Here is a 13,926-nt window from a genome sequence, read left to right on the forward strand (position 1 = left end):
CGGTCGCCCACCAACCGACTGCGGGTCATGATCCTCTCCGCGTGGGCGACTTCAGGCCACCCCCCACCGAACCACGCCTCACCCCTCTAAGGCATGTGACATGTCACGCCCTATTGATGGCGCGTCGGACCACGTGAGAGCATGCGTCGACGCGCCCCAGCCGCCTCCCCTTCCCCCGCCTGCTGAGCGCTCGTCTGCCTCCCCCCACTAAGGAACGACGTTGCGCCTGCCCTCACGCATGCCCAGACTGCTCGCCGCGATCGCGGCGAGCACCACCTTCCTCGGCCTGGCCGCCGGCCCCAGCCTGGCTGCCGCCCCCACCCCCACAACCACCCCCAGCACCCGGCAGGCCCCTGGCAGCCTCCTGCCGCCCACCGACGTTCCCGGGACGGACTCCTCGGAGCACGACGCACCGCAGAGCCGCCGACTGACGCCCGATCAGCTCCCGCTGCCCGGCGTTCCCGTGTCGCCCGAGCCCGCTTCCTCCGGAACGGCTTCGGCCAAGGCCTCGCCGCAGACGCTGTCCGCGGCTCCGGCAGCCGTCCAGTCGTGCACCCCGGCCGACTTCAGCGGCCGCTCCGGGACGGCCCTCGTCGCCTTCGTCAAGGCCTCGAAGCCCGAGTGCATCGGTTCGCTGTTCTACGCCTCCGGTTCGGAGGCGGTCAGCGTGTTCCGCCAGGGCCAGATGGCGACGGTCGCCGACGCCTTCCGGGACGCCGCCGCCACCTACCCGGGTGACAACTCGACGAGTGCGTGGCAGCTCGTCCTGTTCCTGCGCGCGGGCTACTACGTGCAGTCCAACGACCCCGCGCACATCCCCGGCTTCGACAGCACGCTCACCGAGGCCGTGGCACGCGGCATCGACGCGTTCGTCGCGGGCCCGCACTTCACCGACGTGACCGACGCGCACGGTCAGATCGCGAACGACGTCGTCATCCTCACCGACAGCGCCAAGCTGCAGGCCCGCTACCTGAACACCTACAAGCGGGTACTGAACGGCTACGACCGCTCGTACGACGGCTCCAGGAACATGGTCACCTTCGTCAACAGCGTCTTCACCCCGCTGGACCGCGGCCACGACAAGAACCCGGACTTCCTCGCCGCCGTCGCCGCCGACCCGAGCATCATCGACACCCTGAACGATTTCACCCTCAAGCACCGGGACCTGCTCGGCACCGACAACGCGGTCCTGGACGCCAACGCCGGCCGCGTGCTCACCCGCTTCGTCAAGTACCCGGCCTTCCAGGGCAAGGTGCGGCCGCTGGTCAAGTCCCTGCTCGACGGATCGTCGATCACCGGCCCGACCGCCCCGCTGTGGGTCGCCACCGCCGCCATGGCCGACTACCTCGACCCGGACCAGTGCTCCACCTACGGCACCTGCGACCTGAACAAGCGGCTGATCGCCGCCTCGCTGCCGGTCCGCCACACCTGCGACGCCACCCGCACCGTCCTGGCCCAGGACCTCACCCCGGCCGAACTCGCCGCCGTCTGCACCGATCTCAGGGGCGAGGACGCGTTCTTCCACAACCTCGTCCGCGACAACGGCCCCATACCCGGCCAGTACGAATCGTCCGTGCAGATCGTGGTCTTCTCCGGCAAGGCGGACTACCAGACCTACGCCGGGGCGATCTACGGCGCCAACACCAACAACGGCGGCATCACCCTCACCGGGACACCGACCGACCCGGCCAACCAGCCCGTCACCATCATGTACCGGCACCCCACCGACAACGGCTTCACCGCCCGGATCTGGAACCTCAACCACGAGTACGCCCACGTCCTGGACGCCCGCTACAACCTCAAGGGCGGCTTCGACCAGCAGACGAGTGTCCCCGACCTGTGGTGGATCGAGGGCGTCGCCGAGTACGTCTCCTACACGTATCGCGGCGTCACCGACACCAACGCGGTGACCCAGGCCCCCAAGCACACCTACCCGCTCAGCACCCTGTTCCAGAGCACCTACCGCAACAGCGACCTCGTCCGTACCTACCACTGGGGCTACCTCGCCGTGCGCCACATGGTCGAGCGGTACCCGAGCGTCATCCAGGGCATGCTCTACTACTTCCGCGCCGGCAACTACGCCCAGGGCTACGCCTACTACAACGCCATCGGCACCCTCTACGACGCGGGCTTCAGGACCTGGCTCGACACCTGCGCCGCCGACACCTGTCTGAGCGCGGGCACGCCGACCGCCGCCTTCGACGCGACCGTCTCCGGCCTGACCGCGCAGCTGACCGACCGCTCCACCGAGACCGGCGGAAAGGGCGGCATCGCCTCCCGGGCCTGGAACTTCGGCGACGGCACCACCTCCACGGAGACCACCCCGTGGAAGACGTACACCGCGCCCGGCACCTACACCGTCACCCTGACCGTCACCGACACCAACGGGAAGACCGCCGGCACCAGCAAGCCCGTCACCGTCACCACCCCCGCGGCCCCCACCGCCTGCACCGGCAGTGACCCGCGGGCCATGGACCGCAACTGCTTCCGCACCGACCGGTCCGCCGCCGAGGGCGAGCAGGACAAGCTGTACATCTTCATGCCCGCCGGCACCGTCACCCTGAACGTCAGCACGGCCGGCGGCACCGGCACCGCCCACCTGTACTACAACTCCGACGCCTGGGCCTCGAACACGGCCTACACCGCCTCCTCCACCAAGAACGGCGCCGACCAGAGCATCACCGTCACCAACACCACCGCCGGGTACCGGTACATCACCCTCTACGGCAAGACCGCGTTCAGCGGGGTCACCGTCACCACCCGGTACTGACCCGCACACCGGCGCGAGCAATCCGCCGCGGCCCCGGACGGGGGCGTTCGCAGACCGACAACCCGTCGGCGCGCGAACGCCCCCGCCGTCCGGCACGAGCCTCGGTCCCCTCCCCTGGCAGCGACGAGCCGCCCCGGCGCTACGGGGTCCGCCGCTCCACGCCGTCGAGCAGCAGACCGAGCCCCAGCTCGAACCCGCGGTCGTCGAGGCCCGTGGCACCGCCGCCGCGGGCGAAGGAGCTGTCCAGGGCGTCCGCGAGCGCCGGGTACTCCGGCCGGTACTCGGCCGGTGCCCGGGTGAAGCCGGCCGCGAAGGTCTCCACCGCGGAGCCGAGTACCAGGTAGTCCACCGCCGCGGCGACCTCCGCCGCGTCCGCGGGGCCGAGGCCGGCCCGGCCGAGGAGGGCGAGCAGCCCGTTGTAGCCGCGCAGCGCGCTGGCCGCTTCGACGCGGCGGCGGGCGAGCAGGGCGATGGCGTTCGGGTGCCTCAGGAAGACCGCGCGGTAGCCGCGCGCGTACGCCGCGAGGCCGGCCCGCCAGTCGGGATCGCCCAGCGGTGTGTGGTCGATCTCGTCGTTGACCAGCCCGGAGACCGCGTCGACCAGCTCGTCCTTGCTCTGGATGTGGTTGTAGAGCGAGGCCGCCTTGACCCCGAGCCGCTCCGCCAGCGCCCGCATGGTCAGGCCGTCGGGGCCGTCCTCGTCCACCACCTGGAGCGCGGCGAGCGCGATCCGCTCGCGGGTCAGCACTGCCCTGCTCGGTCGGCCCACAGAAAAATCCCCTCTTCCGCTCCCCGTGTCCGGAGGCTATCGTGCCAGATCAACAGCGGTTGCTAACAAAGTTAGTTTTATCTGGAAGGCGCAGCCCGTGGCCGAGACCACCCCGACCGATGCCGACCGGCTGGCCACGCTCGGCTACCAGCAGGAGCTGCGGCGCAGCCTGACCGTGCTCGGAAACATCTCCATGGGCTTCGCCGTCGTCTCCCCGGTCGTGGGGCTGTACGCCGCCGTGCAGGTCGGCATGAGCGTCGCGGGCGGGGCCTGGGTCTGGGCGCTGCCGCTGTGCCTGCTCGGGCAGTGCCTGGTCGTCGCCGTCTACTCCGAGCTCGCCTCGCAGTGGCCGCTGGCCGGCGGCGCCTACCAGTGGAGCAGACGCCTGGCCAGACCGGCCGTCGCCTGGCTGAGCGGCTGGATGTGGCAGTTCGCCGTGATGTTCGGCAACACCACCGTCGCCTACCTCGCCTCGCCCTGGCTCTTCGCGCTCTTCGGCACCGTCCCGACGCCCGCCGAACAGGTCCTCGTCTCGGCCGGCTTCATCCTCTGCTGCACCCTGGTCAACGCCTACGGCATCAACTTCCTGCGCTGGTTCGTCGGCCTGGGCATCGCCGCCGAAGCCGTCGCCTCCGTCCTGGTCGGCCTCACCCTGCTGCTGGTCTTCCGGCAGCACGGCCTCTCCCTGCTCACCGACTTCCTGAACGCGCCGAAGGGGCTGGGCATCAGCGACACCGGTGCCCTGCTCGCCGCCGTGGCCGTCGCCGGCTGGGCCTTCATGGGCTTCGACGCCTGCGTGTCGACCGCCGAGGAGACCAAGGACGCCGCCCGACAGGTCCCCAGGGCGATGTGGTGGTCGCTGCTCAGCGTCGGACTCGTCGTCATCCTCAACGCGGTCTCCGTCGAACTCGCCCACCCCGACCCCGCCGACGTCGTCGCGGTCAAGGACCTCGACCCGGTCACCAGCGCCGTCACCCACGCCTTCGGCGGCTGGGCCGAGAAGCCCTTCGTCCTCGTCGTCCTGATCAGCTTCACGGCCTGCCTGATGGCCTCCCAGGGCGGCGCCGCCCGCGGCCTCTACTCCCTCGCCCGCGACGACGTCTTCCCCTTCTCCCGCCACGTCCGCAAGGTCAACCGGCACCAGGCGCCGATCGGCGGCCTCGTCGCCGCCACGGCGGTCAGCTGCGCCGCGCTGGTGCTCGGCCTGAACACCTCGGCCATCGGCAGCCTGATCACCTTCGGCAGCGCCGCCATCTTCGTGCCGTTCTTCATCCTCGCCCTCGTCGCCCTCGTCGCCCGCCTGCGCGGCACCTGGACGCCCGCCGGAGCGGTCGGCTACGGACGCCTCGGCACCCCGCTCAACGTCCTCGCGGTGCTGTGGACCGGCTTCGAACTGGTCAACATCTGCTGGCCGCGCACCATCCTCGCCCCGGCCGGAGCACCCTGGTACCAGATCTGGGCGGCGCCGCTCGGCGTCGGCACCGTCACCCTCGCCGGCCTCGCCTACCTGCTGGCCCGCCGCCCCGACCGCCGCATGACCGACACCGACCAGGAGCACCCGCACACCGCCGAACCCGCCCCCGCCGTCCTGTAGCCGGCGTCGGCCCGGGCGGCACCGCTCGGCCGACGCGTGCGAAGCTGCATCCCACCCCCCCCCGGGCGGGGTCACGTCCCACCAGCGGCCCAGCGCCGCACCTTCGAGGCCCGACACCTCGGACCGTTCAACCGAAAACCCTGGAGGCACCCGCATGACACGCGCATTCGACGTCGTCGAGACCGGTATCGCCGACCTGCGCGCGGCGTTGGAGAAGGGCGAGACCACCGCGCTCGGCCTGCTCGACGCCTATCTCGCCCGGATCGACGCCTACGACCGGCCCGGCACCGCCACCGCGCTCAACGCGATGGTCGTGACGAACCCCCGCGCCCGCGCCGAGGCCGAGGCCTCCGACGCCCGCCGCGCCCGCGGCGAGACCCTCGGCCCCCTCGACGGCATCCCCTACACCGCCAAGGACAGCTACCTCGCCGAGGGCCTCACCGCCGCCGCCGGCTCACCGGCCTTCGAGCACCTCGTGGCCCAGCGCGACGCCTTCGCCATCGAGCGCCTGCGCGCCGGCGGGGCCGTGCTCATCGGCCTGACCAACATGCCGCCGATGGCCAACGGCGGCATGCAGCGCGGCGTGTACGGCCGCGCGGAGAGCCCGTACAGCGCCGACTGGCTGACCAGCGCCTACGGCTCCGGCTCCTCCAACGGCTCCGGCACCGCCACGGCCGCCTCGTTCGGCGCCTTCGGCCTCGGTGAGGAGACCTGGTCCTCGGGCCGGGCCCCCGCCTCCAACAACGCGCTGTGCGCCTACACGCCCAGCCGCGGCGTGATCTCGGTGCGCGGCAACTGGCCGCTCGTCCCGACCATGGACGTCGTCGTCCCCCACACCCGCACCATGGCGGACCTGCTCGAACTGCTCGACGTCATCGTCGCCGACGACCCGGACACCCGCGGCGACCTGTGGCGCGCCCAGCCCTGGATCCCGCTGCCCGCGCCGTCCCAGGTCCGTCCGGCCTCCTACCCGGCGCTGGCCCCCGCCAACGCGGCGGCGGCGCGCGCGACGCTCGCCGGCCGGCGCGTCGGCGTCCCCCGGATGTACATCAACGCCGACCCCGACGCCGGCACCAACCCCGACGGCGGCATCGGCGGCCAGACCGGGCAGCCGATCGACACCCGCGCCTCGGTGATCGCCCTGTGGCAGGCCGCCCGCCGCGACCTGGAGGCCGCCGGCGCCGAGGTCGTCGAGGTCGACTTCCCCGTGGTGACCAACTACGAGTCGGACCGCCCCGGCGCGCCGTCGCTCCTCACCCGGGGCCTGGTCAGCCGCGACTTCCTCACCCACGAGATCCTCGACCTCTCCGCCTGGGCCTGGGACGACTTCCTGCGCGCCAACGGGGACCCCGCGCTGGCGACGCTCGCCGACGTCGACGGCGCGCTCATCTGGCCCAAGCACCCCGGCGAACTGCCGGACCGCTACGCCGGCTTCGACGACGGGATCGCCGACTACCCGCGGCTGGTGCGCGACCACCCCTACGCGTCGATCACCGACATGCCGCACCTCGAGGAAGGCCTGCGCGGCCTGGAGGAGACCCGCCGGATCGACCTGGAGACGTGGATGGACGAACTCGGCCTGCACGCCGTGGTCTTCCCCACCGTCGCCGACGTCGGCCCCGCGGACATGGACGTGAACGAGGCCTCCGCCGACCTCGGCTGGCGCAACGGCGTCTGGGTCGCCAACGGCAACCTCGCCCCCCGCCACCTCGGCATCCCGACGGTCACCGTCCCCATGGGCACCATGGCGGACACCGGCATGCCCGTCGGACTGACCTTCGCGGGCCGCTCCTACGACGACAACAGCCTGCTCCGGCTCGCCGCCGCCTTCGAGTCGACCGGACACCGCCGCACGGAGCCGCCGCGCACCCCGCGCCTTCCGGCTTCCTGACAACCTGACGATCCGTCAAGACACCGAGGAATTGGCGGGTTTACACCTTCCCGACCGCGATTCCACAGACCGGAGAGGCCGTTTCCACCAGAGGGTGGAGGTGGCCTCTCCAGCCCTTTCCTTCCGTCACTGGACGCTCGCCGCGGGTCGTACGACGATCTCGTTCACGTCGACGTACGGCGGCTGGGACATCGCATAGGCGACGGCGTCCGCGATCGCGGAGGCCGGCAGGGCCACGGCGCGGTAGGTCCGCATGGCCGCCCGGGCGGCCGGGTCCGCGATGCCGTCGGCGAGTTCGGACTCCGTGACACCCGGCGAGACCAGCGTGACCCGGACGTCACCGGCGGACTCCTGACGCAGGCCCTCGGAGATCGCACGGACCGCGAACTTGGTGGCGCAGTACACGGCGGCGGTGGGAGAGACCTCGTGCGCGCCGACGGAGGCGATGTTCACGATGTGCCCGCCGCCCTGGGCGCGCAACACGGGCAAGGCGGCGGAGATGGTCGCCAACGCCTTGGCCGAGGCCCTGTACTCCCCCTTCGAAGCGATGGACAACCTGGCCCGCATGGTCTTCCTCGACCCGGCAGGTCGACCGTTCCACCTCCGATGGGACCGGACGGCGGAGACGGTGGTGGGGCACCTGCGCCAGGCGTCCGGCGTCGACCCGGGCAGTCCGCGCCTACGGGCTCTCGTAGGCGAACTCAGCACGCGCAGCACGGACTTCGCCCGGCTGTGGAACACCCACACCGTGCGCGGCAAGACCCGCGAACACAAGCACGTCCACCACCCGGACGTCGGCGGCATGACCCTCACCCACCACGCGTTCGACGTGCGGGACGCCCCCGGCCAGCAGTTGATCATCTACCATGCCGAACCCGGCAGCCCCAGCGCCGAGGCACTCAGCCTGCTCGGCTCCGTGCACGCCACAGCGAACCGCGCCCACCGGCCCGCCGGGTGACAGCCTGCTCCGTGACGCCCGGCGAGTTTGCCTTAACCTTCATCCATTGCAACGGGCCGTTGCGTTCGAGTTCAGCGTCATTGCATCAGTTTACCGCTACTGAGCTGGCACAATGCCTTTCATGCGATTGACGCCACGTCAGGAAAAGCCGTAGCTTTCCAGTTATCCGAACGTGCGGCAACGCGAAACGAGGCACGGCCATGGGGGAATCCCCGCACACCGTCACGACCATGCCGGCGGCACGCCGCCCCGGCTGTCCCTTCGACCCGCCCGCCGAGCTGATCGACGCCCGCCGGCACGGGCCGATGAGCCGCTACACCTTCCCCGGCGGGCAGCCCGGCTGGCTGGTCACCGGCTACGACCTGGTCCGGGCGGTGCTGGCCGACACCCGGTTCAGCTCGCGCAAGGACCTGATGCTCCACCCGACCATCGACTACGGCGACTTCCAGATCCCGCCGGCGCCGCCCGGGGAGTTCGTCCTCATGGACGAGCCCCAGCACAGCCGCTACCGCAAGCCCCTGACGGGCAAGTTCACCGTCCGGCGCATGCGGCTGCTCACCGAGCGCATCGAGCAGGTCACCGCCGCCCGCCTGGACGCCATGGAGGCCGCCGGGCCTCCGACGGACCTGGTGACCGCGTTCGCCAAGCCCATCCCCGCCATCGTGATCTGCGAACTGCTCGGGGTGCCGTACGAGGACCGGGGCTCCTTCCAGGAGCAGGTCGACTCGTTCATGAACGGGGAGACGAGCGACGAGGACCTCATGGCGGCCTACGCCGCGACCCAGGAGTACCTGGCGGAACTGGTGGCCGCCAAGCGCGCCGACCCCACCGACGACGTGCTCAGCGACCTCACCGACAGCGACCTGACCGACGAGGAGCTGAAGGGGATCAGCCTGATCCTGCTCGCGGCCGGACTCGACACCACCGCGAACATGCTGGCCCTCGGCACCTTCGCGCTGCTGCGCACCCCGAACCAACTGGCCGCGCTGCGCGCCGATCCCGCGCTCGCCGACCGGGCCGTGGAGGAGCTGCTGCGCTACCTGAGCGTCGCCAAGACCTTCATGCGGACGGCCCTGGAGGACGTCGAACTCGGCGGCCGGACCGTCAAGGCCGGCGAGCGGCTGATCCTCTCCTTCAATACCGCCAACCGCGACCCCGAGCGCTTCCCCGATCCCCACGTGCTCGACCTGAGCAGGCAGGACGGCGGACACCTGGCCTTCGGCCACGGCATCCACCAGTGTCTGGGCCAGCAGCTCGCCCGCATCGAGATGCGGGTCGCCTTCCCCGCGCTGCTCGGCCGCTTCCCCACGCTGCGGCTGGCCGTACCGCCCGAGGAGGTCGCCCTGCGCCCGGAGCTCGCGGACATCTACGGGGTGAAGAGCCTCCCCGTCACCTGGGACGCGTGACCGATGAGGATCACCGTGGACGTCGACCGCTGCATCGGCTCCGGAATGTGCGCCCTGACGGCCGGCGAGGTCTTCGACCAGCGCGAGGACGACGGCACGTCGGTCGTACGGCAACCCGACCCTCCCGCCGAGGCCTTGGACGCGGTGCGCGAGGCGGTCGCCCTGTGCCCCGCCTCGGCGATCAGCCTGTCGGCCGAGCTGTGACGGCCGGGCCGGTCCGACACATGATCGTCCGGTCGTCTCGCGGAGCCCGAGGCCCCGGGAGGGCCTGCGGCGCCAGGGCCCGCGGCCGGGCGTTCGGTGGCCGTGACCAGCGCCGACGGTCTCGCCTTAGGATGCGGGACATGAACAGCACCACGCCGCCGCACGGAGAGCCCATACCGACGACGCGGCGAACCCGCTGGCAGGAGGCGCGGCAGAGCGGGAACTACGGCAAGCGGTTCGCCGACCTCATCTCCGCCGGCGAGGACGTCGACGGTGAGGCCCGGCTCGCCGACACCCTCCTGCCGCGCGGCGCCCGGGTGCTCGACGCCGGCGCCGGCATGGGCCGGGTCGCCGCGGCGCTGCTGCGGCGGGGGCACGACGTGGTCGCGATCGAGCCCGACCCGGCCCTGGTCCGGCAGGCCCGGGAGACCTACCCCGGGCTGGCGATCGAGGAGCGCGACATCCTCGACCTCGGCCCCGACGACGGCCCGTTCGACCTGGTCGTCTGCGTGGGCAACGTCATCGTCTTCCTCGCCGAGGACACGGAGCGCAGGGCGCTGGGCGCGATGCGCGACGTGCTCGGCGAGAACGGCCGGATCCTGGTCGGCTTCCACCTCCAGGACCCGCCGCCGCACGCCCGCACCTACCCGGCGGCGGAGTTCGAGGCGGACCTGGCCGCCGCCGGACTGCGCGTCGATCTGCGGGCCGGCACCTACCAGCTGCACCCCGCGAACGACGCCTACGGCGTCTGGGTCCTGAGTCGCGCCCAGGCGTAACGCCACCTCCCGGGGCCCTGCCTAGCCGCCGGGACGGTGCTCCCGTCCGTCAGGCGCGGGCGGCGGCCCTGCGCAGGCAGTAGGCGGCGGCACCGGCCGCGATCACCGCGGCTCCCCACAGGCCCGAGGAGGGCGGCAGGGCGAAGGCCAGGAGCACGCAGCCGACGGCGCCGACGGCGGGCACGATCCGCACGGGGCCCTTCACGGGGGTGAGGGTCCAGGCGGACGCGTTCGCGATGGCGTAGTAGGCCAGCACACCGAAGGAGGAGAAGCCGATCGCGCCGCGGACGTCCGTGGTGGCGGCCAGGACCGCGACCACCGCGCCGACCGCGAGCTCGGCGCGGTGCGGCACCCGGAAGCGCGGGTGGACGGCGGCCAGGACGTGGGGCAGGTGCCGGTCGCGGGCCATCGCCAGGGTGGTGCGCGAGACCCCGAGGATCAGCGCGAGCAGCGAGCCGAGCGCCGCGACGGCCGCCCCGGTGCGCACGACCGGGGCGAGCGCGGGGACGCCGGCGGCACGCACGGCCTCGGTGAGCGGTGCGGCGGTGTGGGCGAGCCGGTCGGGCCCGAGCACGGCGAGCACGGCCACGGCGACGGCCGCGTAGACGACGAGCGTGATGGCGAGCGCGGTGGGGATCGCCCGGGGGATGGTCCGCTCCGGGTCGCGGACCTCCTCGCCGAGGGTGGCGATGCGCGCGTAGCCGGCGAACGCGAAGAACAGCAGGCCGGCGGCCTGGAGCACCCCGCCGAAGGTCGCGTCCGCACCGACGGCGAGCCGAGCGCCCTCGGCGGCGGGGCCGGTCAGGCAGGCGGTGACCACGGCGGCGAGCACCGCCAGGACGACCGCGACGATCCCCCGGGTCAGCCACGCGGACTTCCGCACGCCGACGTAGTTCACCGCGGTGAGCACCACCACCGCGGTGACCGCGACCGCGTGCGCCTGTCCGGGCCACACGTAGGAGCCCACCGTGAGGGCCATCGCCGCGCAGGAGGCGGTCTTGCCGACCACGAAGCCCCAGCCCGCCAGGTAGCCCCAGAACTCGCCGAGCCGCTCACGGCCGTAGACGTAGGTGCCGCCGGACTCCGGGTAGCGGGCGGCCAGCCGGGCCGAGGAGGTGGCATTGCAGTACGCCACCACCGCGGCCAGGGCGAGGCCCGGCAGCAGACCGGACCCGGCCGCGCCGGCGGCCGGGGCGAGCGCGGCGAAGATCCCCGCGCCGATCATCGACCCGAGCCCGATCACCACGGCGTCGAACACGCCCAGGTGGCGCCCCAGCTCCCCGGCCCGGGCCGCTGCCGGTGTCCCCATCGCTCGCTCCTCGACCACGGCGCACGGCCGTTCCGGACTTCGGTTCCGGCGCACGCTATAGGAGCAAGGTGTCGAGCCGGCCTCGCGGACCGGACCGAGGCGAGGGTCTGGCCACCGCCCGCGAGCCAGGACGCCTCACCGTGAGTGGGCACGAGCCCGCGGGTCGGTCCCCGCGGAGCACGTCATCCGACCTCGCGGGTGGCGGACCGGGCCGGGGCACCGAGTACCCGTCGCAGCTCCTCGACGCTCGGCGCCCCGTCCACCCGGCCGTCCGCGCTCCGGTAGAGCCGGCAGGACACGCTCGGCGGTGTTCCGGGGGCGGCGAACGGGTCGTTCCCGTCGACCAGCAGGGTGGGCGAGCCGTGCATGCCCAGGCGTTCGGCGTCCTCCTGGTCCTCGACCACGTGCCGCACCAGCCCGACGCCCGGCAGGTCGGCCAGCACCACGGCGAGCCGCTCCGCCAGCACCGACTCGTTCGGGCACTGCGGAACCGTCAGCATCTCCAGCCGCACGGCCGCCACCTCCTTCGTCCTCGTCGTCAGCACCGTTCACGCTAGACCGGATCACCGCCCGGCGCGGTGGGTGCCCGGGATTGGCGAGGTGAGGGGTCAGGCGGCCGTCACGTGGCCCGTGGAGGTCTCCAGGGCCGCGCCGGCCTGGTCGGCCAAGGTGACCGCGACCAGGAGGGTCTGGCGGTCGGGGTGGCTGCCGGGGGCAGGGTCGAGCAGGTACCTGCCGATGTAGCGGCCGTTGCCGCCGAACACGCGCAGCTCCACCTCCTCGGCGGGCAGGCCCAGTTCCTCGGTCGGCCAGACCTTCCGGCCGACGACGACGGACCCGTCGTGCTCCAGGCGCGGCGGGTGGCCGATCAGGGAGCCGTACTCGAACCGGCAGGCCCGCAGGCCCAGCAGGTCGACCAGCTCGTCCCGGACGTGGTCCACCACGGTCGGGGCGGGCTTCGAGCGGGCCAGGACCGCCGCGTCGTGGATTCGCGCGAGGTGGCCGGCGTCGGTGACGGCGACGACCTCGAACCGGCGGGCACGGGCGGCGAGTTGGGACACCGTGAGGCCGACGGCGAGCAGCAGCACCGCCGTCGTGATGTCCGACGAGTCGCTGATACTGAACCGCTCGTAGGGGGCGGTGAAGAAGAAGTCGAACCACGCGGCGGCACTCAGCGCGGCGACGGCACCGGCCAGCCGGTGCCCCACGGCGGCGACCGCCACCACCGCGACGACCAGCAGCAGGGCGACGTTGGTGTTGGCCAGGTGGCCACGCGCCGGCAGCAGCACCGCGCTCAGCGCGAGCGGCACCACCACGGCCACCACCAGCGAGGACGGCCCTGCCATCAGGCGCCGAACGAGCCGGACCTGCCGAACGTACCAGGGCATCGCGCACCTCCTGGTTCCGGTGTAGCAGCCCCTGCGGCGGTGGCAAGCGGCCGGCGAAGCCTTAACGCGATCCTTGCGGCCCGGCCCCGCGGCGGCGCCGGCCACTCGCGCCACCGCCCTCCACATCCCTCCACATGACGCGAAAGGTAAAGATTCTACCAAGTGCGCAAGTATGCCCGGGGCGGAGGACTATGCTTTTCGAGGTTTGAAGAAGGCACCTCGTTCGGTGAGGCTTCTTCACGGACACAGGCCACTGATCCGACGACGTCGAGAGACGCCCAGGGTTAGGACAGATCCTCCCGACCTAAGGGTTGATCCGAAGTGGCTTCCGGCCGAGGCGGCCGGACACGCCGTGGAGTGCCAAAGCTCTGACGAGTTGGGGTGAGTCGGCTGCTGTTTCCGCGCGCCGGCGAACTCCTTGCCGTGTCGATCACACGCACCACGGGGTGCGTCGACCGGGAGGAGGCGAGAGACATGGATTGCAGTAGTCCGGGCCACAGTCGCCCCTTCCCGCGCCTGCCCTCGTACACCTCCGGCACGCGGTAGCCACCTCCCCCGCGCGCACACGCGCCGCTGCGTCACGCCCGCCCGACGGCTTCGCCATGCCCTGCCGGCATCGCGTCCTCGGCGCGCGATGCGCGGTCTCCACCGGTTGCGACATCGGCACGGGTGCCCTGCGCACCTACCCGCCGATCGTGGCGGTCCTGGTCGTCATCGTGATCGTCCGGACCGCCCTGGGCGGCTGCCCCCATCGCACCGGGGCCACCGACCGCGTGCCACCGTCCGTACCCCTCCTCCCGTGAAGGAGGTGCCGTCGTGCACACCCTGACCACCGTCGACTTCCTGGTACGGCTCGCCACC

General features: G+C 72.3%; 11 protein-coding genes, 2 pseudogenes and 1 riboswitch. Of the genes and pseudogenes, 8 read left to right on the forward strand and 5 right to left on the reverse strand.

Translation table 11 applies throughout. The features are described 5' to 3' along the window. Positions 1 to 238 precede the first annotated feature (238 nt). Positions 239 to 2,770, forward strand: coding sequence for a collagenase (locus tag ACWDCZ_RS21715; protein WP_449816702.1), 2,532 nt, complete (start codon positions 239 to 241; stop codon positions 2,768 to 2,770). A 139-nt stretch (positions 2,771 to 2,909) separates the two neighbouring features. On the opposite strand, the gene ACWDCZ_RS21720 is transcribed toward ACWDCZ_RS21715, so the two are convergent. After that, positions 2,910 to 3,539 (reverse strand): TetR/AcrR family transcriptional regulator, encoded by a 630-nt coding sequence (locus ACWDCZ_RS21720; RefSeq protein ID WP_074003363.1) that lies wholly within the window; start codon positions 3,537 to 3,539, stop codon positions 2,910 to 2,912. Between the two features lie 97 nt (positions 3,540 to 3,636). Between ACWDCZ_RS21720 and ACWDCZ_RS21725 the strand changes: the two genes are divergently transcribed. After that, positions 3,637 to 5,133 carry an APC family permease gene (locus ACWDCZ_RS21725; protein WP_449816703.1) on the forward strand — a complete coding sequence of 499 codons (1,497 nt, stop codon included), beginning with the start codon at positions 3,637 to 3,639 and terminating at the stop codon, positions 5,131 to 5,133. A gap of 154 nt (positions 5,134 to 5,287) precedes the next feature. Beyond that, positions 5,288 to 7,024, forward strand: a complete 1,737-nt coding sequence (locus ACWDCZ_RS21730) for an amidase (RefSeq protein ID WP_449816704.1) — start codon at positions 5,288 to 5,290, stop codon at positions 7,022 to 7,024. Positions 7,025 to 7,150: 126 nt separating this feature from the next. On the opposite strand, the pseudogene ACWDCZ_RS21735 reads toward ACWDCZ_RS21730, so the two are convergent. After that, positions 7,151 to 7,525: pseudogene (locus tag ACWDCZ_RS21735) on the reverse strand (SDR family oxidoreductase); the annotation flags it as partial. On the opposite strand from ACWDCZ_RS21735, the pseudogene ACWDCZ_RS21740 reads away from it, so the two are divergent. From ACWDCZ_RS21740 to ACWDCZ_RS21755, 4 genes and pseudogenes are all read left to right on the forward strand, one after another. After that, positions 7,524 to 7,982: pseudogene (locus tag ACWDCZ_RS21740) on the forward strand (MmyB family transcriptional regulator); the annotation flags it as partial. The pseudogenes ACWDCZ_RS21735 and ACWDCZ_RS21740 overlap by 2 nt on opposite strands. Before the next feature lie 200 nt (positions 7,983 to 8,182). Beyond that, positions 8,183 to 9,388 (forward strand): cytochrome P450, encoded by a 1,206-nt coding sequence (locus ACWDCZ_RS21745; RefSeq protein WP_449816705.1) that lies wholly within the window; start codon positions 8,183 to 8,185, stop codon positions 9,386 to 9,388. A 3-nt stretch (positions 9,389 to 9,391) separates the two neighbouring features. Then, on the forward strand, positions 9,392 to 9,592 hold the full coding sequence (locus tag ACWDCZ_RS21750) for a ferredoxin (protein WP_449816706.1): 201 nt from the start codon (positions 9,392 to 9,394) through the stop codon (positions 9,590 to 9,592). Positions 9,593 to 9,732: 140 nt separating this feature from the next. Further along, the gene (locus tag ACWDCZ_RS21755; protein WP_380781666.1) at positions 9,733 to 10,368 is read left to right on the forward strand and encodes a class I SAM-dependent methyltransferase; all 636 of its coding nucleotides are present in this window, start codon (positions 9,733 to 9,735) and stop codon (positions 10,366 to 10,368) included. 49 nt (positions 10,369 to 10,417) lie between these two features. On the opposite strand, the gene ACWDCZ_RS21760 is transcribed toward ACWDCZ_RS21755, so the two are convergent. The 3 genes from ACWDCZ_RS21760 to ACWDCZ_RS21770 all read right to left on the reverse strand — a co-directional run bounded on the left by ACWDCZ_RS21760 (position 10,418) and on the right by ACWDCZ_RS21770 (position 13,065). Beyond that, positions 10,418 to 11,677: an APC family permease gene (locus ACWDCZ_RS21760; RefSeq protein ID WP_449816707.1), complete on the reverse strand. Its 1,260-nt coding sequence runs from the start codon at positions 11,675 to 11,677 to the stop codon at positions 10,418 to 10,420. Positions 11,678 to 11,859: 182 nt separating this feature from the next. After that, entirely contained in the window at positions 11,860 to 12,222 is a 363-nt protein-coding gene (locus tag ACWDCZ_RS21765) for a hypothetical protein (protein WP_198959392.1), read from the reverse strand. A 63-nt stretch (positions 12,223 to 12,285) separates the two neighbouring features. After that, positions 12,286 to 13,065: a DUF4118 domain-containing protein gene (locus ACWDCZ_RS21770; protein WP_449816708.1), complete on the reverse strand. Its 780-nt coding sequence runs from the start codon at positions 13,063 to 13,065 to the stop codon at positions 12,286 to 12,288. Positions 13,066 to 13,276: 211 nt separating this feature from the next. Further along, a riboswitch (M-box (ykoK) riboswitch) is annotated at positions 13,277 to 13,453 on the forward strand. 214 nt (positions 13,454 to 13,667) lie between these two features. Here ACWDCZ_RS21770 and ACWDCZ_RS21775 point away from each other — a divergent pair. Continuing rightward, positions 13,668 to 13,868, forward strand: coding sequence for a hypothetical protein (locus ACWDCZ_RS21775; RefSeq protein ID WP_449816709.1), 201 nt, complete (start codon positions 13,668 to 13,670; stop codon positions 13,866 to 13,868). Positions 13,869 to 13,926: the final 58 nt, after the last annotated feature.

This window comes from Kitasatospora sp. NPDC001225, assembly GCF_053597855.1.

Bases quoted from the DNA above. Each gene is read 5' to 3' on its own strand.
- ACWDCZ_RS21745 (WP_449816705.1), top strand. From the start codon at position 8,183: ATGGGGGAATCCCCGCACACCGTCACGACCATGCCGGCGGCACGCCGC.
- ACWDCZ_RS21775 (WP_449816709.1), top strand. From the start codon at position 13,668: ATGCCCTGCCGGCATCGCGTCCTCGGCGCGCGATGCGCGGTCTCCACC.
- ACWDCZ_RS21715 (WP_449816702.1), top strand. From the start codon at position 239: ATGCCCAGACTGCTCGCCGCGATCGCGGCGAGCACCACCTTCCTCGGC.
- ACWDCZ_RS21750 (WP_449816706.1), top strand. From the start codon at position 9,392: ATGAGGATCACCGTGGACGTCGACCGCTGCATCGGCTCCGGAATGTGC.
- ACWDCZ_RS21770 (WP_449816708.1), bottom strand. From the start codon at position 13,065: ATGCCCTGGTACGTTCGGCAGGTCCGGCTCGTTCGGCGCCTGATGGCA.
- ACWDCZ_RS21730 (WP_449816704.1), top strand. From the start codon at position 5,288: ATGACACGCGCATTCGACGTCGTCGAGACCGGTATCGCCGACCTGCGC.
- ACWDCZ_RS21755 (WP_380781666.1), top strand. From the start codon at position 9,733: ATGAACAGCACCACGCCGCCGCACGGAGAGCCCATACCGACGACGCGG.
- ACWDCZ_RS21760 (WP_449816707.1), bottom strand. From the start codon at position 11,677: ATGGGGACACCGGCAGCGGCCCGGGCCGGGGAGCTGGGGCGCCACCTG.